This window comes from Paenibacillus sp. FSL E2-0201 (assembly GCF_037963325.1).
GTDB lineage: Bacteria > Bacillota > Bacilli > Paenibacillales > Paenibacillaceae > Paenibacillus_AQ.
Genome location: NZ_CP150154.1, coordinates 2,902,078 through 2,922,424, shown reverse-complemented (window position 1 = coordinate 2,922,424; position 20,347 = coordinate 2,902,078). Strand labels below are relative to the sequence as shown.

General features: G+C 43.2%; 17 protein-coding genes. 3 read left to right on the top strand and 14 right to left on the bottom strand.

The genetic code is table 11. From position 1 onward, the window contains the following. Positions 1-3: 3 nt before the first annotated feature. The 7 genes from NSU15_RS12855 to NSU15_RS12825 all read right to left on the bottom strand — a co-directional run bounded on the left by NSU15_RS12855 (position 4) and on the right by NSU15_RS12825 (position 9,035). Positions 4-1,602, bottom strand: coding sequence for a response regulator (locus NSU15_RS12855; RefSeq protein ID WP_339290725.1), 1,599 nt, complete (start codon positions 1,600-1,602; stop codon positions 4-6). 16 nt (positions 1,603-1,618) lie between these two features. Continuing rightward, positions 1,619-2,965 carry an extracellular solute-binding protein gene (locus tag NSU15_RS12850; protein ID WP_339290723.1) on the bottom strand — a complete coding sequence of 449 codons (1,347 nt, stop codon included), beginning with the start codon at positions 2,963-2,965 and terminating at the stop codon, positions 1,619-1,621. Positions 2,966-2,998: 33 nt separating this feature from the next. Continuing rightward, positions 2,999-4,723, bottom strand: coding sequence for a sensor histidine kinase (locus tag NSU15_RS12845; RefSeq protein WP_339290721.1), 1,725 nt, complete (start codon positions 4,721-4,723; stop codon positions 2,999-3,001). An 83-nt stretch (positions 4,724-4,806) separates the two neighbouring features. After that, positions 4,807-5,670, bottom strand: coding sequence for a carbohydrate ABC transporter permease (locus NSU15_RS12840; protein ID WP_042126982.1), 864 nt, complete (start codon positions 5,668-5,670; stop codon positions 4,807-4,809). After that, positions 5,667-6,620, bottom strand: coding sequence for a sugar ABC transporter permease (locus NSU15_RS12835; protein WP_042126981.1), 954 nt, complete (start codon positions 6,618-6,620; stop codon positions 5,667-5,669). Before NSU15_RS12835 ends, NSU15_RS12840 begins: the two co-directional genes overlap by 4 nt. 185 nt (positions 6,621-6,805) lie before the next feature. Beyond that, positions 6,806-8,161: an extracellular solute-binding protein gene (locus NSU15_RS12830; RefSeq protein ID WP_094868589.1), complete on the bottom strand. Its 1,356-nt coding sequence runs from the start codon at positions 8,159-8,161 to the stop codon at positions 6,806-6,808. A gap of 280 nt (positions 8,162-8,441) precedes the next feature. Continuing rightward, the gene (locus NSU15_RS12825; protein WP_339290717.1) at positions 8,442-9,035 is read right to left on the bottom strand and encodes a manganese efflux pump; all 594 of its coding nucleotides are present in this window, start codon (positions 9,033-9,035) and stop codon (positions 8,442-8,444) included. Positions 9,036-9,217: 182 nt separating this feature from the next. On the opposite strand from NSU15_RS12825, the gene NSU15_RS12820 reads away from it, so the two are divergent. Continuing rightward, the gene (locus NSU15_RS12820) at positions 9,218-9,430 is read left to right on the top strand and encodes a hypothetical protein (RefSeq protein WP_042126976.1); all 213 of its coding nucleotides are present in this window, start codon (positions 9,218-9,220) and stop codon (positions 9,428-9,430) included. A gap of 72 nt (positions 9,431-9,502) precedes the next feature. On the opposite strand, the gene NSU15_RS12815 is transcribed toward NSU15_RS12820, so the two are convergent. The 3 genes from NSU15_RS12815 to NSU15_RS12805 form a co-directional block, all read right to left on the bottom strand. Continuing rightward, the gene (locus tag NSU15_RS12815) at positions 9,503-9,667 is read right to left on the bottom strand and encodes a hypothetical protein (RefSeq protein ID WP_170880233.1); all 165 of its coding nucleotides are present in this window, start codon (positions 9,665-9,667) and stop codon (positions 9,503-9,505) included. A 178-nt stretch (positions 9,668-9,845) separates the two neighbouring features. Continuing rightward, complete coding sequence (locus NSU15_RS12810) at positions 9,846-10,439, bottom strand: TIGR00730 family Rossman fold protein (RefSeq protein WP_076117567.1); 594 nt, start codon at positions 10,437-10,439, stop codon at positions 9,846-9,848. An 89-nt stretch (positions 10,440-10,528) separates the two neighbouring features. Next, the gene (locus NSU15_RS12805; protein ID WP_339290714.1) at positions 10,529-12,028 is read right to left on the bottom strand and encodes a hypothetical protein; all 1,500 of its coding nucleotides are present in this window, start codon (positions 12,026-12,028) and stop codon (positions 10,529-10,531) included. A gap of 249 nt (positions 12,029-12,277) precedes the next feature. Here NSU15_RS12805 and NSU15_RS12800 point away from each other — a divergent pair, with 249 nt between their 5' ends. After that, complete coding sequence (locus NSU15_RS12800) at positions 12,278-12,949, top strand: tetratricopeptide repeat protein (RefSeq protein ID WP_042126970.1); 672 nt, start codon at positions 12,278-12,280, stop codon at positions 12,947-12,949. A gap of 234 nt (positions 12,950-13,183) precedes the next feature. After that, positions 13,184-14,404: an IS256 family transposase gene (locus NSU15_RS12795; protein WP_076119303.1), complete on the top strand. Its 1,221-nt coding sequence runs from the start codon at positions 13,184-13,186 to the stop codon at positions 14,402-14,404. Between the two features lie 42 nt (positions 14,405-14,446). Here NSU15_RS12795 and NSU15_RS12790 read toward each other — a convergent pair whose 3' ends face one another. From NSU15_RS12790 to NSU15_RS12775, 4 genes are all read right to left on the bottom strand, one after another. Then, the gene (locus NSU15_RS12790) at positions 14,447-15,835 is read right to left on the bottom strand and encodes a lytic polysaccharide monooxygenase (RefSeq protein WP_339290712.1); all 1,389 of its coding nucleotides are present in this window, start codon (positions 15,833-15,835) and stop codon (positions 14,447-14,449) included. Between the two features lie 282 nt (positions 15,836-16,117). Continuing rightward, entirely contained in the window at positions 16,118-19,279 is a 3,162-nt protein-coding gene (locus NSU15_RS12785; protein WP_339290710.1) for an MMPL family transporter, read from the bottom strand. After that, complete coding sequence (locus NSU15_RS12780; RefSeq protein ID WP_339290708.1) at positions 19,276-19,731, bottom strand: MarR family transcriptional regulator; 456 nt, start codon at positions 19,729-19,731, stop codon at positions 19,276-19,278. The genes NSU15_RS12785 and NSU15_RS12780 overlap by 4 nt, the downstream gene beginning before the upstream one ends. 175 nt (positions 19,732-19,906) lie before the next feature. Further along, on the bottom strand, positions 19,907-20,347 hold the full coding sequence (locus NSU15_RS12775) for a GNAT family N-acetyltransferase (RefSeq protein WP_339290706.1): 441 nt from the start codon (positions 20,345-20,347) through the stop codon (positions 19,907-19,909).

The following is a 20,347-nucleotide window of genomic DNA, read 5'->3' as shown; positions in this document are numbered from 1 at the left end:
TCGTTAATTAACTTGCCTCGTATGCTCTTCTCGATATTCCGTAGGTGTCTGACCACTAGCTTTCTTAAAGACCTGAGTAAAATATCTTGGGTCCTGATAACCAACAAGCGGAGCGATTTGATACACCTTTACATTACTGCTCTGCAAAATATATTTCGCCTTCTCCATTCGACAGTGAGTCACATACTCCAAGAAGGTATAGCCTGTGAGTTGTTTGAATAAAGTACAAAAATGACTGACACTAAGATCGGCAAGCTCCGATACTTCTTCAATACTTAATTCCATATGGTAATTACTCTCGATGTAACGTTTCGTCTTCTCGATGGCGCTGCGTGTGTCATCTCGATTCACGGGTTTACTTCCTTGATCCAATCGCTCCACAAATTCTTCCTTCAGAGCAGATATCATTTCACTCAAGGTACCGAAATGGTGCAGCTTGCTTAGTAATCCATGTAAAGACCAATCCGAGTTTAGATTCAAATGTTCAAAATGCCTGTATAGCACAACAACCAACTCCACAAGAAGACGTTCTGCAATCTCTTTAGGAATGACTTGTGATTCAATATATAGTGCCATATCATCGAACAAAGCTGACATTCGGTTTCTATTTAAAGTACGAATGCTCTCTATCAGGGAGGTCTCCAGCTCTTTAGGATACTTTACTTCTTTATTGCCTGGAAATGTTGTTTCCTCATCTATAAACACCCCGGCAAGACCAGAATAGAAACGTTGATACAAAGCCTTCGCAGCCAAAGGATATACCGTACTTAATTGATCAATACCTTGTGTACAGCGACTGATTCCTACAGAGCAGCTTAGCTTGGAGTACCTTTTGATCCCAGAAATCAATTGTTCACCAAGTTCTCTTCTACTCGCACTTAAAGATCCAGGAAAGAGCAAAACCCACTCTCCGTTATGAAAAGGGAAGACCGTAAGCACGCCATGCTCCAGCGACCACTCTTCAACAATATTACGGATCGCAAACAGCCACAGCCGCTTTTCTTCCACGCTCCACTGCCCAGTAAGCACAGAATAATCATCCAATTGGACAACAGCCATGAAATATCCGCTCTCAAGTTCACTGTTCTCCAGCCATTTCAGATGCTCAAGCGGCCTTGCGTTTCCCAAAGTGATTTCAGCAAACATCCGTTCACGGGCTAGCATCGACAGCATCTGTACAGAATGCATCATCTGATCGTTCTCTTTCTGCTCATCCAGCCTCGTCTTCGCTCGTTGTAGCATTGCAACCAGTTCGTCATGGTCGATGGGTTTCAGCAAATAATCAAAGGCTCCTTGACGCAAAGCTTCTCTCGCATATTCGAACTCCCCATATCCACTTATAAAGATAAATACCAGCTTAGGATTCTTTGGTAATACTTCCTTCATCAAAGTGATTCCGTCAATCACAGGCATACGGATATCGCTGATTATAATATGCGGTGTAGTTTCTTCTATTAAGCGGAGGGCTAGTTCTCCATTTCGAGCCTCTCCCACAATTTCCATCTGGAGATCGTCCCATGGAATAGCTACCTTTAGACTACGAAGAATAATCGGCTCATCATCTACGAGCAGTACTTTATATTTCTCTTCTATTTCATCCATTCCAGCACCTCCATGCTTATTGAACACTTGAGTTTTGGATCAGATTCCAGTATTCCATTGATGATGCCTGCACTAGCTTTAAGGCATGATTCGCAGACATTTCTTCGTTAATCATTTTTTCGATGACACTTAGGAACATTTTCTTAACTTCAGGTGATAATACGTTATCGTAAGGCACAAAGCTCTTGCGGTTCTCTTCCATCAATTCCATCACTTGCGCGAATACCGGACCGGTCTTCTCCGGATCAAAAGCAATTCGAATGGATGGAATTCTCAGGCCTTCATATACAATTCGGGTCTGAATTTCCTGCGTATAAAAAGCCTTCATAAGATCCAAAGCGGCCTCCCGTTTAGCTCCATTTAGTTCAGAGGAAAGACCAATGCCTATGGTGTAACCTCCCGCAATCGAAGGCTCCTCACCTTGCTTCAATGCAGGAAATGGTATTACGCCTACCTCATTCTGAAAATCAGTTGGAGCCGCACTACCAGAAAATAAATTGATATCCCAGTTCCCGTTTAAATACATCGCAGCTTTGCCGCTTGTAAACAATCCGACTGCATTTTCAGTTGAAAGATCATTAGACTGGGTACTAAAGGCCCCTTCTTTTATCCAGTGATCCAAATGCTCGAAAGCCTTTAAATAGGACTCATTCTGAAAGCTCGCTTGATCTTCACCTGTGATTAGCTTCTGGATCAGCTCGGAACCAGCATAACGATCCATTAAATAATGTGCAAAGATCCCGGCGGGCCAACGATCCTCGTTCCCAAGTGCAAACGGAATGTATCCTCCAGCCTTGAGCCTCAGGATAACATCATCGAGTTCCTGAAGCGTTGTAGGCGCCCCGAGACCAAGCTTGTTGAATATAGTCTTATTGAAATACAGCGGTTCAGCGTTTCCTTCGATAGGCAATCCATAAATATGGTTGTCAAAGGTCCATAGATGCAGATCTTTGAATTGATTGGTTAGACCGTTCTCACGGACAAAATCAGTCAGATCAACCAGTCGATTAGAGCGCACATATGGCTCTATTTCAGCTCCACCAAATAAGACAAACATATCTGGTGGCGTCCCAGTAACCATCTCGCTTTTCAGCTTTTGTTCACGGTGAATCGTCTGGTCTAGTCCTTCAAAATTGACTTTCACATTCGGATGCGCAATTTGGTATTTATCCACGATCTCTTCAAAGATAGCCAGCAGTGGCCGATCATGCTCTTTGATCCAGAAATGACGGAAAGTCAGCGTTATTTTTTCTGGTGAATTATCTTCAATCGGTTCGTGATCTCCTAAAGTAATAAATAGAACAGCGCCAGATATCAGCACTAGATATATCCACATCCAGCCCCACTTCAATAACCACTTCATGTCAATCTCCCCCTGTTTCCTCTGTATGATCGATTATGGCAGTATTTTTGGTATACGAATTCGAATCGTTGAACCAAATCCAGGGGATGAACACACAAGTAAGCCATATGGACTGCCGAATCGGATATTCAGGCGCTCATGTACATTCTTAAGCCCAACACCGCTGTCACTATATTTCTTCTGGCCTCCTCCCTCTTTGGCCCAAAGATTCATCATCTTGGCTAAGTCGAAGCCCGGACCGTTATCTTTTACGATAATGATCATATCCGTACCCATTTCATAGGCTGTGATTTCTATGATTCCAGGGTCCTCCATCGGTTCAATTGCATGGTACAATGCATTCTCTACAATGGGCTGAACAATCAGTTTCTGAGTCATAAACGTTCTAAGACCTTCAGGAAGATTTATAATGTACGAGAATTTATCCTCAAAACGGAACTTTTGAATATCCAGATAATGGCGAACATGTTCAAACTCCATTTGCAGCGGTATTAGCTCTTGATTCTGACTAATACTGATTCGCAGCAGCTTGCCGAGTGAAATGACCATTTTACTAATATCTTTATTACCTTGCAGCACGGCCATCGAATTAATCGATTCTAGTGAATTATAAATAAAATGAGGATTAATCTGCGCCATTAATGCCTTCATTTCCGCTTCCTTTTTGCGACCCTGCTCCGTCTGCACTTGCACAATCAATTCGTTGATCTGTGTGCTCATCCGGTTAAAGCCATCAATCAGAAAATCACTCTCATCATCCGCACGATAACGTGTAGTGATAGGTGTAAAAATCCCCTGCTTCACCCGTTTCATCCCGTTGACCGCGCTGTTAATGCTATAAACGAGCCTTCTAACAAAATATCGGTCAAACAAAATGGCGGATAACAATGAAACCGTACTCAAAATAATCGCAATGTTACGAATAGATATGGATTCCGAAGAGATTAGATTCATCGGTGTAATCGCTGCCAAATACCAGTCTTTATTATGTGAAGGAAGGAAGGTTATGAGTGATTTTTCCCCCTGATAGTTGTCGATGTAATAGTTTTGTTCCTTGGCATAATCATTTTCTAAAAAAGGGAACTCCGTGCGCTGCCCAATATGTTCACCGGATTTGTTAAAAACGATATTCCCCAGCTTGTTTACCAGCAGAATATCACCCTTCTTAAGCGTAGCTGCCTCCCAGAAAATCTGATCCAGTAAATCAGGTTTAACATTAACAACTAAATAGCCTATATCTTCAAGAGAATAATAATCCTTGATTACTCTGGCTTGCACAAGTACCGGATGACCCGATAACGCTGAACCGTTCTCACCAGGCCCTGACCATACAGGGCGTCCCTCAGCGCTTTCCATCGTACTAAACCAACTCTGTCTCTTCATTTCCTCAAAGGACATCGGTGCATTGTATTGATAGAGCAGCCGATCTTTACTATATAAACTAAATGAAGTAATCATCGGATGATTAATGAGTAAATTGTTGAGCTCCTGCTTGCGATCATAGGTGAGCACAAAGTTAGTCTGCTTGAGCGATTGTTGAATCACCGGTTGTGTGATCGCAGAATTTGTAATCGAGGAGATTTCACTAAATGCGAATTTGAGCTTTCTATCCGTTTCGAGCAGTGAAACCCAGTAGAAGTTACTTGATTTTTTCTCCATAGCGTTAGAGAAGTTGACGTAAGTAACAATCCCCATCAGAATCACCGGAATAAAGACGAGAAGAATAATAGCGAACAAGATTTTACGGCGGAGCTTCATGATATTCCCCTTCCCCCTGCTGTCTCTGTCCTCTAGTATTCTTCACGAAACCGCCTATTCCCTTGTAAAGGTTAAAAGTAAGATCAGCTCTTTATAGCTCCTGAGGTAAGTCCCGCAATCACCCAGCGACTAAACAACAGGAATACGATCAGCAGTGGCAAGGTTGCCGTGAATGTAGCTGACATGATCATTCCATAATCGAGACCGTCGCGATTGGAGAATAACTGCTGGAGCGCGATTTGTATTGTAAAGTGTTCTTGATTCTTCAACACGACCAAAGGCCAGAAGAAGTCATTCCATACGGTCATAAAATTCAGTATGCCTAGTGTAGCCATCGCAGGAGTGATAACTGGAATGGCGATGTTCCAAAAAATCCGGAAATGTCCGCCGCCATCAATCCGTCCAGCTTCGATCAGTTCCGTATGTACAGCTGTAGAAATATACTGCCGCATCCAAAAGATTCCGAAGGCATTAACCATAGCTGGTACAATCAGCGCCTTGAAAGAGTCGATCCAGTGGAGCTTGGCCATAATTACATAAGTAGGTAACACACCAAGCTGCTGCGGTACAAATAGAGTGGCAATTACAAAGTAAAACAGAATATTTTTAAACGGGAATTCATATTTAGCAAAAGCATAACCAGCAAGTGTACAGAAAAACACGACCGATATAGTTACCATCGACGAGACGAATAATGAGTTTCCTAGTGCTTGAAAGAAATCTGTTTTATCCAGTACCCGCTGGAAATTGTCAAAAAACTGGTTCCCAACCGTAAGCAAAGGAGGTACATGGAATACTGCGCCCCTATCATTTGTGCCAACTACAAACATCCAGTAAAAAGGAAAGATGGACACGAGCGCACCAAGAATCAGAATGAGATAAAATAAAGCTTTGCCGAAAATCCCAAGATCATCCGGATCTTTTTTTAATAGACGCACAGTACTCACGCTTTACCCCCTCCTGTATCTCCACCCATGCGGCTTGAAACCAGCATATTAAGGACAGAGAATATAATCGTGACCACAAACAGCAGAACTGCCGTAGCCGCCGCCGTACCGAAGAATCCATTGCGGAATGCCTCACTGTACAAATAAGTAACCATAGTAATACCTTCCTGACGAGTAGATCCCGTACCTGATTGGCCCAGGAATACATAAGGCTCAGTAAACAACTGCAACGCACCTATGGTCGACAGTAAAGTGACGAATACGATAAAAGGTTTCAGGAGTGGCATTGTAATGAAGGTGAATTGTTGTCTTCTGTTCGCCCCATCAATTCGAGCCGCTTCATATAAATCTGTAGGAATACTTTGAAGCCCTGATAGAAAAATAATGGCATTGTACCCTGTCCAGCGCCACATCACCATGGTTGAGATCGCAATTTTTACTCCCCACCAGCCAGAGTTGAAGGCCATACTATCAAGCCCTAGTCCGTTAAGTATCCAGTTGATCATTCCGTTGTTCCCAAACAACGTACTAAACACCAGGGTAACTGCAACGATAGACGTAATATTCGGCATGAAAAAGAGTACCCGGAATGTTTTCTTAAACCGAGTCATTCCGGAATTCAACAAAACGGCAATCAAAAGCGCCAATAGAATCTGCGGAACCGTTCCGATCAGCCCCATTATTAAGGTGTTGCTAAAAGAAATCCAAAAGGTAGGATCACTTGTGACCAGTTCATAGTTTTTCATCCCTACGAATTTCATAGGGTTCAAGGCATCCCATTTAAAGAATGAGAGGTAGATCGTAAAGAAGATCGGATATAGTCCAAATATCAAGAACAGAATAAAAAAAGGAGAAATGAAAGTATACGCAGTGATGCGGCTCCTTCTTTGTTCAGTTAAAAACGGGCGTTTGCTCTCGGCATGCGGACTCGAGATAACAGGTTGTGCCATGTCACACCTCCAGGTAATCGAACGTATCAAGCAAAAACGTCTTCGGCGTCCTTATAAGGACGGTAAGCGTTTATGAAGTATTGCGTGAAACTTATAATTTCTTATAATTAAATCCGAATTCACAGAGAATGCTGTTCTCCATGAATCCGGACCTTTCAGACATTGCACTCTTTCTGTTGGAAGTCTTAGCTGCGTTCAGCCAGTTTCTTCGCTTGTTTAACAGCTTCATCCCACTCTTTGGCCGGATCAGCCTTTTTCTCCAACACGTTTTTCAGTGCATTTTTGAAGAAGGTATCGGTTTGGTCATGAAGTGGACCGTAGTACACAGGTTTTACACGATTAGCTGCTTTACCAAATTCAACTGCGGTTTGTTGACCACCGAAGAATTCATCCTTGAAATCTACGAATGCAGGATCTTCGTACAGGGCAGGAATGGAAGGCATCAGCCCTTTTGTCTTGAATGATTCCAGTTGATTATCTTTGTTATCCATCCAAGCGATGAAATCATAAGCTTCTTTCGAGTGTTTGCCCTCTTTAGGCAGTGTCAGGAACGAACCACCCCAGTTACCGGCACCTTCAGGAAGCTGTGCGATTTTCCATTTTCCAGTAGTATCTGGAGCATTACTCTTAACATTTCCCGCCATCCAAGCCGGTCCCATGACGACTGCAAAAGATCCATCGTTCATTCCTTGGCCCCATTCTGGAGACCAAAGCATTAGATTGCTGATCCAACCTTCTTGGATACCTTTAACCGTAAAATCATAAGCTTTGCGAACTTGCGGGTTGGTGTCTCCGATAAAGCTGCCATCCGCTTTGCTGAAGTAGATTTCATCCGCGGATTGGTCACGCAATGCGTTAAAGGTAAGATCTGTAAGATCTACAAAAGGCTTACCTGTCTTTTCTTTAAATGCTTTGGCTACAGCAGCGAACTTGTCCCATGTATCAATGGCTCCGCCGAATCCTTCCGGGTCACTTGGTAATCCTGCTGCTTCCGCCAAATCTGTTCTGTAATAAACAACGGTCGGACCGATATCTGTAGGTAAACCCAACTGGAAGCTGCCATCTACGGAAGAGGCTTGTTTCCATTTCCAATCCAAATAGTTCGCTTGAATATCTTTAGCACCAAGATCATTCAGGTTATAGAATTTATCCTGTGCATTGATAAAACGCTCCATGAAACCGATTTCAAGTTGGAAAATATCAGGTGCTCCCGATCCAGCAGACAATGCAGTGGTCAAATTATTATGATGAGCCGTTTGGTCACCCGTATTTTGAACCTTGATCGTAACGTTAGGATGTTCCTTCGTGTACTCCTTCGCTAAATCCTCATAGTTCACGTTTCCGAGTGTCCAGAAAGAGAGTTCGATTTTCTCAGCAGGCTCAGTACCCTCATCTTTTGTTGGTTCACTTGTGCTTGCTGCGTTGTTTCCTGTATTTTTACTTGATGCGTTGTTCTCGGCGTTGTTGCCTCCGCATGCTGCCAGTGAACCTACGAGCATGATAGCGACTAACGAAAGCGCCAAGTGTTTTACTTTATTCATTCCCCTGTACCCCTTTCAAAGGTTTCTCTTACAAGATTTAGTCTACAGGGTTTATATTCTTTTTTTGAGGAGGCAAACTTCCGATTTATGGTGGAAATACTTCTGATTCAATAAAAAAACCCTCATAAGAGGGCTCAAAGTTCATTACCATAAAATTTGTTTTCCCCACCAGGGTAGGACATTATTAAGAGACTACGAATGTGTCCGCTACAGCTAACAAACCACATCCAATAAAATGTGGTCTTAACATTTACTTCGTATCTTTGACCTCAGGTCCTCCTTAAATAAATATTTCATACAGACCTATGCCTACTAATAACAATCCGCCGATAAGATCAGAATGTTTGCCTAGCCAAGTTTTGGACATTCGATTCCCGATTTTCATTCCGGCAGCAACAGTAATAAATGAAAAGGCACCTACTGAGATCGCTGTGAATGTTGCGTTCACGCCGCTGATCCCTGCTCCAAAGCCTGTAGCAATACAATTGATAGCCAGCGCCACACCCAACCACACCGATTCTTGCCATCTTAAAACATGACGATAGCCAGTATCTGTAGTAGATGTGCTGAGGACGTTGCTCTCTATATCCATGCTTACACTTGAAGTTGGCTTCTTATACACCGCTCTAATGCTCCAGATTCCCATAAACAGAATCAAGCAGCCACCGATGGCATTTCCGTTCGCTTCAGAAAAATATTCTGAAACATACTCACCTGAGGTTATTGAGATATATGTAGCCAGCATCGACAGAATAGCAATGATCAGATTTGAAAATGGGGTAATTCTTGTGGACCGTGCGCCAAAGGAAACGCCTATTCCTAAGTTATCCAAATTTGAAGCCAGACCAATAATAATGATGGAAAGCCAGTGCATATTTAAACCCCCTTAGTACAGTCATAACTATGTTATGTCTGCAGTGGGCGCATAGAATTTTGTCCAAATATGTTGCTCATAAATTGTTCATTATCATCACTTATATTGGATTTCTCTTGCTTCCACAGGTATACTATTTTTATTTCTAACTTCATTACATGATCAAAAGGAGTTTAATATCTATGCCGATTAACCGCCCGCTGTTTACAGACAGTGATTTCCAAGAAGCCGTTGACCGAAAATTACCTGTCCGAGTCTTTCAGGACGATCATTTGGTGAATTCAGGAGCAACCGTTGTCCGCTTCACTGATTTCGATGTCGTTATTCAGTCCAGAGTTAGTGATCTGACTTACTACTCCCGTAAGAGCTGCCAATTTTTTGAGGTTAGACCCTAAAAAAAATCCGGAATGCAGTGACCCTAAGATCACTGCATTCCGGATTTTTTCAACAGGCATATGTAGTAGCTTTTACTTAATGATTCTGTATTTGCCATACACTTTCATTTTCTCATCTAAGACTTCCTGAAAACTCTGCTTCTTCTTATTAGATCTCTCTTGCTTAGGATTGACCACGGGCTGAGGTCTAAAAAACTGATGATTGTAAGCCATAAGATTATGTACCATCACATTCATTGAATTCCAACCTCCTTAGGTAATCATTTCCTGAGTTACTCGGAGTAACCACTACTACTTATTAAAAGTTAATTACCCAGCAACATATAGACCGAAACAAGTTTATCACATGATCATATGAAAACAACCTCCAAGCTGTATAAAACAGCTGGAGGTTGTTAAATTCCTACTCATTTTCTCAACGCTGTGAAGGAAATCTAGCGTTCCCATTCCCTTTATTACTATGATCAACTTGACCTCTCATCAGTTCAAGCAAATATTCGGGATCAGAGTTCATATCTAACATTTTCAACGCATTTTTTGGAGCAAACCCTTCACTTACACTATGAGAGATCATGGCTAGCAGCGGATTAAAATAACCTCTAATATTCAGCAGTCCAATAGGCTTCTGATGAATCCCAATCTGCATCCAGCATAGGATCTCAAATAACTCATCAAAGGTTCCAAGACCACCCGGCAGGGCAATAAATGCATCGGCCATACCGCTCATTATCGCCTTACGTTCATGCATACTAGAAACCTCAATCAAATTCGTCAGCCCAGAATGCCTGATTTCATCTTTAAAAAGATCCACGGGCATGATACCGACGACTTCACCACCATTTGCCAACACTCCGTCCGCCACCTGTCCCATAAGGCCATTTCTTGAACCTCCGTAAACCAGCCTACATCCTTGTGCAGCTATATGATAACCCAATTCTCTAGCCATTTCCGTATATTCTGAGTTAAGACCTGGATTCGATCCGGCGAACACACATACTGTAAATGCCATACCTATCACTCCAGACTGGTTATTATGGTTCAATACAGATTAATTCACTTATTGTACATCAATAAATTAAACAAAGTGTTAAATGAAAGTCATCTTTTTGTATGTAACGTTAATTGGTACAGTGTACTATTCCACTCAGCAGTAACACCTAGTGCCTTAGCCAAAGCTGCCGCTGGAACAAGTGAAGTATAACTTACTTTAATGGCTCCCTCTTCTTTAAAAGTGATTTTCTTCCCTTCTTTCGAGAGCGTCATTTCTCCCTCCCATGAGAGTGTGTAGCCAAGACTTTCCGCTACTTCCCTAATCGGTACTTTTACACTTCCATTTATAAAAATAGCAGACTGTACGGAGTCGATTTTCTTCCCATCAACAATTACCGTAACAGGTTTCAAAATAGGAGATAAAGTAAAAGGACGTGAATCAACAGCGCTAATTCCGAGTTGTCCAAACATATTCGTCCCCCAAGCCACGGCAGTTCCATCCTTCAAGACTGCATACTTACTATTCTCACCGCTAACAAAAGAAACCGGATTGCTCAAGCCTTTAATTTGCTTTGGCTGAGTGAAGACCCATTTGCTGTCGGTTACATAATTAGTACTCCATGTCCACACGGTGCCATCTTTCTTAACCGCTGCAAAGCCGCCTAAATCCAGCGTAAGTTTAGAGATCTGCTTTATGGCTGTGATCTTTTGTAGGCCGTGCATCAAGGTACCAGCTTCCCATACCCAGTATTCTCCTTTTTTATTAGCAACAAGATTGAATCCATTTTTCGTCTGAACGGATACAATATTCGAAAGACTTGGCATCTTTTTCATCGTGATTTCATTATAATTATTGCTGTCAATCGTTCCCCAGACGCTTCCACTCTCGGTTAAAGCCAGTATACTGCGATCACTCATTGAAACGGACTTCACATGGTATAAATCCTTAACTGCGGTCGGTTTCTTCACCGCTTGTGTATTCTCTATTTGCGGGTTAGCGCTCCAAGTCCACAGGGTACCGTTAGTTCGAATCGCGGCCTGATAAATACTGTTCCCGATCCACTTCACCTCACTTAAGCCCTGCACCTTCGTAGCAGCAGGCAGCTCTGTGTACCCTACATTAGAAGCGTCTGGAGGACTCCACTGGAGTACGCTCCCATCCTTTTTCAAAGCTAAAGTATTGTATAGTCCTGAGGTTACACTAACTACATCTGTCATCCCCGAGATCACTTGAGGCAGCAGTACCTTATGTTGTTTGGAGCTTGCCCCATTTCCAGCTTCCGCTGCACTCTTGTCCTGATAATCTCCCCAAGCCGTAACCGTTCCATCTTCCTTCAACGCTACAAAATAAGCCCCACCGATCTCTAGCTGCTTCGTATGTTCAAGCGCTGCGATACTGTGTGGAGTAATCGTCCATCCCTCTGGTCCTGCTGTTCCATTCGCAAACTGTCCAAACATATTACTACCCCAGGCCCAAACGGTTCCGTCCTTTCCCAATGCAAAGGAGCTGCCACCCCAAAAACCAGGCGCAGCAACAATCTCCTTAATTCCGCTCAGCTTAGCAGATGATGGAGCTGCATTCGCTTGTGGAACTGACACTGTAGCCATTAAAGCAGAACAAACAACCAAACTAAACAGTCGTATCTTCCTTGCAAATAAGTTCATCTTGTTTTTCCCTTCTTATGATATTATTGTAATTATTATTCATCTTACACTAAGACGGTATAAAGCTGTTCAAAGTTGTATTATTTTTAAATCCCGGGATTCAGATTGCTTTGATTTATGTTATAATTACGCTGCTTTAGATCTAGTCTTTTCAATCGCAATACCGGAACCAAATGATTATGGAGGGAAGTTATGCTTAAATTTATTGGTGTTTTACTGCTCTTCAGATTAGTGGGCAACCCTTTTCTGGCTATATTCATCCTGCTTCTTATCTTATATTTCTTGGATCGACGATATGTGGGCATCTTCCCCAGTATTACAAAGCCCTTCAAAAGAATGCGTCAAATTTCCAAGCTGCGTACAACCATTTCTTTGAATCCTAATGATGTCTCATCCAAATTTGATTTAGCTCGGAGTTTGGCTGAACGTAAAAAATACAGGGAATCAAAGGATCTCCTACTCCAAATCGAGGACCGTTATGAACAATCTGCTGAATATTGGGTAGAGCTTGGACATGTGAATCTAAAGCTGGGCGCTTTGGAGGAAGGCGAGGCACAGATGCTTCGAGGTCTGGAGATCAACAGTAAGGCCCGATATGGACAGCCTTATCTTTGGTTAGCTGAAACTTTTCGCCATACAGATCATGATAAAGCATTACATTACGTTACTCAGTATCAAGAAATCCAGTCTTCTTCCTCTGAGGCGTATTATCTAGCCGGCTCTATGTATAAAGCACTTGGCAGATCAGAAGATGCGAAACGAGCGTTCGAAGAATCCACCGCTGTTTATCGTTCACTGCCGAAATATAAAAAACGGCAAGAACGCGGTTGGGCGTTACGCAGCTTTTTCGCCAAGATGAAATAAACTTTAAAGGCTTCTTAACCTAAAAATACGGAAACCATTTCTAATGACCAGAAATGATTTCCGTATTTTTTATAATCTATTTGAAATTAGACGGTGATCTGATGTTATTCGTTAGTTCGTTACTAATTTCCAGAGTGATAATGCCGACTCCGGATTCCAGTGAGTCTGTAAAATATATTGTGTAAACTCTCAAACCCATTAAAATGGAAGTAAGAGAAAGGCTGGGGAGAACACATGGGACTTTGGACAAAACAGCAGTTACGGGAATTTATTAAGGAAAACAATTTGGTAAGCGCACAGGATGCGCAGAATGCTCTAAAAGAGCTGTTTGCGGAGACGATTCAGGAGATGCTGGAAGCCGAAATGGATACTCATTTGGGCTATGGAAAGCATGAGGTGAAAGCGAAGCTCACGCCAAACAGCCGTAACGGAAAGAGCCGTAAAACCGTAGTCAGTGAGTATGGTGAGCAGGAAATCGCTATTCCTCGGGATCGGTTGGGCGAGTTTGAGCCCTTGGTCGTCAAGAAGCATCAGTCGAATGTAACGGGCATCGAAGAACAAATTATTGCGCTGTATGCGAAAGGGATTAGCACCCGAGAAATTCAGGACCATTTAGGGCAGATGTATGGTATTGAGGTATCTCCAACGCTCATTTCCAATGTCACGAACAAGATTGTGCCTCTCATTAAAGAATGGCAGAACCGGCCTCTGCAAGGGGTCTATGCCGTCGTCTATTTGGATGCGATCCACTTCAAAGTCAAGCAAGATGGGGCCATTATCAATAAGGCTGCCTACATGGTCATTGGCATTGATCTGGACGGAAACAAAGACGTGCTGGGGATGTGGATTGGTGAGAATGAGTCCTCCAAGTTCTGGCTGAGTGTGCTGAATGAACTGAAGAATCGCGGGGTTCAGGACATTCTCATTATCTGCGTGGATAACCTGTCCGGATTCTCTCAAGCGATTGCCGCCTGCTATCCTCAAACGGAAATCCAGAAGTGTATTATTCACCAAATCCGCAGCTCCACACGGTACGTGTCGTACAAGGATATTAAGAAGGTAACAGCCGACTTAAAGCCTATTTACAAGGCAGCTACCGAGGAAGGTGCCTTGCTTGAACTCGACCGTTTCGAGGAAGTTTGGGGAGCGAAATATCCCCTCATTATCCGTTCCTGGCGGACCAATTGGGACGAACTCGCTACCTTTTTCAAGTACCCGCCTGAGATCCGCAAACTGATTTACACCACCAATATGATTGAGAGTTACCACCGTCAGCTTCGTAAAGTGACGAAGGGAAAAAGCATCTTTCCCACAGATGAGGCGCTACTAAAAATGCTCTATCTGGCCACCGTCGACGTCACTCGGAAATGGACAGGACGTGTCCAAAACTGGGGGCAAATGCTGCTCCAGCTGTCGGTCTTTTTCCCCGATCGGGTCGGTCAACACTTGCGTTAAATTCGCGACTTCCCCCTCGGGGGAATCTGTGCTTAAAAGAGTTTACACAAAATTATTGACAGACCCATTCCAGTTGTTATCACCATAACTTCTAAATGTCACTCGAGCTTCATAAAGGTTACCCTTGTATTCAACTTTTGTTCCAACAATATACAACCCGGATGCATTCCAAGCTGCTACATCTGGTAATACGGGTTTCACAAGGGTTGTGACTGTATACAAAGAGCTCTTGTCTGAAATATTACCAGCAGCGTCTACAGCTCTCACATAATAATTGTACGTAGTGGAAGCTTGCACCGTTAAATCCGTAAAGGAAGTTTCCTTGCTTTGGGTCAGTTTAACACCATCCCGATATACAACATAATGATCAACCCCTACATTATCTTGGGCGGCGTTCCACATTAGATTAACACTATTGTGTTTCACTGACATGGTATGCAGCCCCTCAACCATCGAAGGCTTCACAGTATCTGGTGTTTCCACTGGAGGGATAACCTCTTCCGGGTTTGGTGTGCTAACAACAATACTATTACTTGAACCTGACGTGTTTCCTGCACTATCCACTGCTACAATGTAATATGTATAGATTTTGCCGGATCCTACAGTTATGTCTTTATAGCTCGTTGTTGAGGAAATACCAACTTGTTTCGCATTACCAATGTTCTCACCGCGGTAAATCAAGTAATGATCTACGCCTACGTTATCTGTTGCAGCATCCCACATAAGGTCTACAGTGCTCGATTCTACACTCATCGTGTGTAACCCTGTTACCGTCGACGGCTTCTCTGTGTCTGGTTGTACCCCAGGTCCTAAATCACCGTTTTTTAGATTCACATCAATCACTTGGTAGAAGGCATTCGCAGTATCATCAATATCCCACACAGCCAAAATAACATGATATCCACTGCGGTCAGTTGGGACATTTACTTTATGTGTCACAGAACGCTCAGGCTGTTTACCGCCATTCTCAAAAGTTCCAATAAGCTCTAAATCAGAACGTTTAATCGGTGCATTAGGATTCCAACCTTTTTTCGTAATATAGTAATGCCATTTTGTTGTTCTATGTTGTGCTGTAATATACCAAGTGATGTCATTTAATCCGCCGACCATATCATGTTTAATCCAGCGATCACTTGTTTGTTGATCCAGAATTCCTCCGAACATGCCACCCGCTGATGCTATCTTCCCGTCCGCAGGACCCGCCAATGGGAAGCCCTTTGGTGCCTCTAGACTCTGTGGCTCATATTGAACAGAACCCACATTATTCGCTGCACCAAGCTTCGCACGACTTGAAGGTTCGGATACATAACCGTGTCCAAATGCTTTATCGGTATCGATAATAAGTCCTACTCCGGCAATAACCCCAGCTGTAATAACAAATGGAGCAACCTTCTTTGCGATACTGCTGATCTTCATGTTTACTTTCATCATTCATCATCTCGCTTTCTAGTTGTAATTTGGAGACTTTGAAAACGAATCCAGAGTTATTATAATTTTCCGAAAACATAATAACAATAACCTAAAGAACCAGACAACAATGGATAAAAGACCCATGACAATTGAACGGATTAGTAGTTCTCCCCGCTAATAATGCCCCATCGAAGCGATTCATTCTACTCAAAAAAGCCAGTCACCGATTCATTGATCGGTGACTGGCTGCAAAAAACAACTTGTTATGACTTCTGATTTTCATAAATGGGATATAGTCCCCATTTACATATTTAAATCCTGTTTGTTAGCTTCTCCGCTCTCTTTAACTGAGAATGGCCACCAATTTCCTCGACCAAAGATTCGTACCATAACAGGGACAAAGAATGGCAAGAATATTAGAGCATACAAGGCCAATCCCACGAGCACCACTGTTGCAATCTGCATCATCGACAGTACCCCTGAAGGATACATCGAAGCGAAGGTCCCTCCCAAAATAACTACAGCAGAAAGGATAACTGTACCCATATTGCGCATGGCGTGTAGAATCGCTTCTTTTACATCCCAAGTTTTATTTTCGTTAAACCGGGCCATTAAGAAAATGCTATAATCCACACCTAGTGCAATCAGCATAACAAAACTAAAGAATGGCGTCGTCCAGGTAATCCCCTCATAGTGCAGTAGATTAACGAAAATAGCCTCCGTAACACCCAACGCTGAAAAGTAAGTGATCAAAAGTGAAATAATAAGGTATATCGGCATTACGATTGAACGAAGCAGTAACACTAATATGATGAAAATACCGCTCAACATTAAGATTACTGTACGCGAGTAGTCTTCATTGGAAATATTCCGCAAATCGCTTTGACTGCTTGTAACCCCGCTAATAGCTGTTTCAGCATTTTCAAGCTTCGTTCCTTTTACTGCACGATCTACTGCTGCTTGAATATCACCCACACTATCTATAGCCTCTGAGCTGTAAGGATTCTCGGTGAATACCACGTCCAATGTCATCACCTTACGGTCATCAGACAAGTACGTATCAAATACCTGCTTTATACCTTCAGCTTTAAGTGCCTCAGCTGGTACAAAGAATCCGCTCAGTTCTTCATCCTTAGCCGCTTGAATCTGATTCAAGTATTCTTGTGCCGAGCCCAGACCGCTAGTAATTTGCTTCAATCCATCAGCACTATCGCTTAGTCCAGTGGTTAAGGCTCCAATTTGCCCTGTCAATTCACCAAAGCCGTCCGCTAACTGCTTCTGTCCGCCTTGCAATTGATCAAGACCACTTGTGATAGATGGAATCTTATCTACGATCTGCCCTTGACCTGCTGCCGCCTGATCGAGTCCAGATTGCAGTTGACCGATTCCAGCTACAAGCTTAGCTAAACCTTGCGCGAGCGCGGTTTGCCCAGCCGCAGCTTTGGCATAACCGGCATTCGCTTCATTTAAGCCAGTAGCTGCACCTTTAAGCTGTTCTGAAACCTGACCAAGACCGGCTGCTAGCTGCGCTACACCCGTACCACTTTGTGCTACTGTGCCTTTGATCGTCAAATAATTTACATCCTGAACAATTTCCGGATAACTGCTCTCTAAGCCAGCGAAGGAACCGTCCAGGCCTTTTAATGCCTCTGCAACGCCTTGTAGCTGCTTCGGAAGCTGTCCTAGTCCTTCATCCAGCTGGGTTAAGCCGCCGCCGATTTTTTTATAGCCCTCAAGTAACTTCGTATTAGCATCTGCTAACTGTTTAGCACTAGTTGCTGCCTGCTGAAGACCGGATTTGATTTCTCCGGCACCCGCTGAGCCACTCTTTATCCCGCTCTCAATCCGGGCTAGCCCGGTGCCTAAAGCAACGATTCCGTCTTTGAGGTCTGCTGTGCCTTCTGTCAGTTTAGCACTTCCTGCAACAGCCTCTGTCAGTTTAGGAGCATTATCGCTAAGCTGTTTACTTGCTTCAGACAATCCGGTTTGGATCTTGGTCAGTCCATCGTTACTCTGATCCAATCCATCAGAAAGTGTACCAACTTGATTAGGAATCAAGAAATCACTAATCAGCTCACCTGTTGGACGTGACATGCTGCGAACAGATTTTACGCTATCCACTTTTTCCAGCTCGCGGCTGATTTTCTCCGCAAGGCCCAGGTATTCTGAATTGTCCATGCGATCATCATTCTTGATTACGATCTTGCCAGGCATTGATTCCCCTGGCCCGAAGCTCTCCGAAATAATATTGAACCCTTTTACCGAAGCATATTCCGAGCCGATTTCCTCCAAGCTGTTAAAGGACAGCTTACCGCTATAGGTGAGTAAGAAGGGGGCTACGATTACTGCAACAATTAGAAGAGCGGCCCACGGTCTTTTTAAAGAAAAAGAACCTGCCCATCCCCAAATCCGGCTCTCACTATGCTCCAGCTTGCCACGGGAAGGCCAGAATAGCTTTTTGCCAAGCACCGCCATGAAGAATGGAACAATCGTCACAAGTGCCAATAGCATAACTGCAATTCCAACTGCAACAGCTACTGCTGAACGATAAAGAATGAATTTCGATAAACCAATCGCTACAAAACCTACGAACACCGCTAAGCCTGAATAGAAAACCGTTCCTCCAGCTTTACGATAAGTTGCAATAATAGCACTTTTGGTATCTTCTGCGGTCATCATTTCTTCCTTAAAACGGCTGATCAGCAGAATACAATAATCCGTACCGATCCCGAACATGACGGCGACCATAAAGATTTGAGTAAACGTAGATAATGGAAAATCATAACGATCCACCAAAAAAGCCACGACAGACTGGGATACAATATAGCTGAGACCTACTGTCAGCAGCGGTACAAAAGGCGCTACAAACGAACGAAAAACGACGAATAGAATAAGTAGAATAAATACAACTGTAATATACTCCGACTTCTTTAGACCTGCTTCTGAGCTTGCGATCATATCTTCTGTAATGAGACCTTCACTGGTCAAATAATGATCTGCTTTAACATCTGTAAGCAATTCATCCACTTTATCTGGCAGCGCAGTAACAGCCTCTCCTTCACCTTTTACGGACAACGCCACCATTATGGTCTTGCCATCTTTGGCAATCAGCGTATCCTTAAGCTCGCTTTGTGAAAAAGGATCGGTGATAGAATCTAATTGTAGAGCTTCCTTATTTGCAGCCAGCTTCTCAACGCCCTGTTGAATACTTGCTGTTTCTTCTGCTCCGATCCCCTTCGGGTTATTGAATACAAGAGCTACCTGATGGAGTGATTCGCCACCCTTGTCACTTGCCGCTTCCTTCATGATTTCTGCTGCTCTTGATGAAGGGTATCCCTCAGGAACCGTAACCTGCCCCTTCTCACGGACAAGATCTGAGAACGATGGGGCCGTCATCATTAGCACAACCGCTACAGCGAGCCAGATTGCGATGACCGCCCATCTTGCTTTTAGAATCGTCTTCATTGGCTCTTCCCTCCATTGTCATTCTGAATTAAATTCGCCAGTTTCTCAAACATCATGATGAACATCTCAATATCCTTCTTTTCAAAATGAAACAAATACGGGGCCACCACTTCATGTACTTGCGACTCTGCTGCTTCAAATACTCTTTTGCCATGCTCAGACATCGATAAATACACCTGACGACGATCGTTCTCGTCTCGGGTTCGCACGATAATGCCTGCTTGCACCAGTCTGTTAATTATCGCTGTAATGGAGCTTTTACCCACGCAAAAGGTTTCAGCTAGATATGTAGACGTACATTGTTCCTGAGCATTAATCAGACGCAGAATCTGGTACTGATCATTCGTTGTATCCGCAGCAATACTATCCTTAATTCTTGCCGCTACTTGTCTTGTCACCATCATGTATGCATCCATATAACGGTTAATCCAATGCTGAACCTCATCCTCCAAAGCTTCCTACCTCCAAAAATATAGTTCGACTGTAGAACAGTTTCATTGTCAAACTATAATCCCATTTTTTTCAAAAGTCAACTTACAATGCTGCTGAATAATTTATGATCTGCACAACAAAAAAACAGGCCGAGATTTCATCTCGACCTGCCATTTTATGTCTTCTACATATTTTTTATTCCTCATCCTCGATCTCATCCACTTCATAGACACATCTCAGCGTCTCAATACCTGCTGCATTTTCACCGAGGCTGTACACCATGAAACCAAGACTACGGTAGAAATCTGCAGCGATCTCATCCTCAGTTTCTGCTACAAGATAACGCGGCTGCCGCGTAGTAAGCAGCTCCAGAATCATCCCCCGTGCATAACCTTTTCCTCTGTTCTCTGGCAATACAGCAATATGCCGAATATCCAAAGAGCCATCTTCTGTTTCTTCAAAGCCCACGAGACCAAGCAGTAATTCTTCCTCTTCCCACCCGTACAGTTTAAGCCCGGCTTGTTCGCTATACTCAGACGAGGTCTGTTGTAGGGCACTCGGATCATCAATGACCGCATAGGTCAACAGCTCATTCACCTCAGGTGTACCAATGAGGGGTTTAAGATCAATCAACAT

Excerpts from the sequence above, each read along its gene's own strand:
- NSU15_RS12850 (WP_339290723.1), bottom strand. The coding sequence starts at position 2,965 with ATGAAGTGGTTATTGAAGTGGGGCTGGATGTGGATATATCTAGTGCTG.
- NSU15_RS12805 (WP_339290714.1), bottom strand. The coding sequence starts at position 12,028 with ATGGCTACAGTGTCAGTTCCACAAGCGAATGCAGCTCCATCATCTGCT.
- NSU15_RS12830 (WP_094868589.1), bottom strand. The coding sequence starts at position 8,161 with ATGAATAAAGTAAAACACTTGGCGCTTTCGTTAGTCGCTATCATGCTC.
- NSU15_RS12845 (WP_339290721.1), bottom strand. The coding sequence starts at position 4,723 with ATGAAGCTCCGCCGTAAAATCTTGTTCGCTATTATTCTTCTCGTCTTT.
- NSU15_RS12775 (WP_339290706.1), bottom strand. The coding sequence starts at position 20,347 with ATGTTGATTGATCTTAAACCCCTCATTGGTACACCTGAGGTGAATGAG.
- NSU15_RS12835 (WP_042126981.1), bottom strand. The coding sequence starts at position 6,620 with ATGGCACAACCTGTTATCTCGAGTCCGCATGCCGAGAGCAAACGCCCG.
- NSU15_RS12800 (WP_042126970.1), top strand. The coding sequence starts at position 12,278 with ATGCTTAAATTTATTGGTGTTTTACTGCTCTTCAGATTAGTGGGCAAC.
- NSU15_RS12820 (WP_042126976.1), top strand. The coding sequence starts at position 9,218 with ATGCCGATTAACCGCCCGCTGTTTACAGACAGTGATTTCCAAGAAGCC.
- NSU15_RS12795 (WP_076119303.1), top strand. The coding sequence starts at position 13,184 with ATGGGACTTTGGACAAAACAGCAGTTACGGGAATTTATTAAGGAAAAC.
- NSU15_RS12790 (WP_339290712.1), bottom strand. The coding sequence starts at position 15,835 with ATGATGAAAGTAAACATGAAGATCAGCAGTATCGCAAAGAAGGTTGCT.
- NSU15_RS12825 (WP_339290717.1), bottom strand. The coding sequence starts at position 9,035 with ATGCACTGGCTTTCCATCATTATTATTGGTCTGGCTTCAAATTTGGAT.
- NSU15_RS12855 (WP_339290725.1), bottom strand. The coding sequence starts at position 1,602 with ATGGATGAAATAGAAGAGAAATATAAAGTACTGCTCGTAGATGATGAG.
- NSU15_RS12785 (WP_339290710.1), bottom strand. The coding sequence starts at position 19,279 with ATGAAGACGATTCTAAAAGCAAGATGGGCGGTCATCGCAATCTGGCTC.
- NSU15_RS12810 (WP_076117567.1), bottom strand. The coding sequence starts at position 10,439 with ATGGCATTTACAGTATGTGTGTTCGCCGGATCGAATCCAGGTCTTAAC.
- NSU15_RS12815 (WP_170880233.1), bottom strand. The coding sequence starts at position 9,667 with ATGAATGTGATGGTACATAATCTTATGGCTTACAATCATCAGTTTTTT.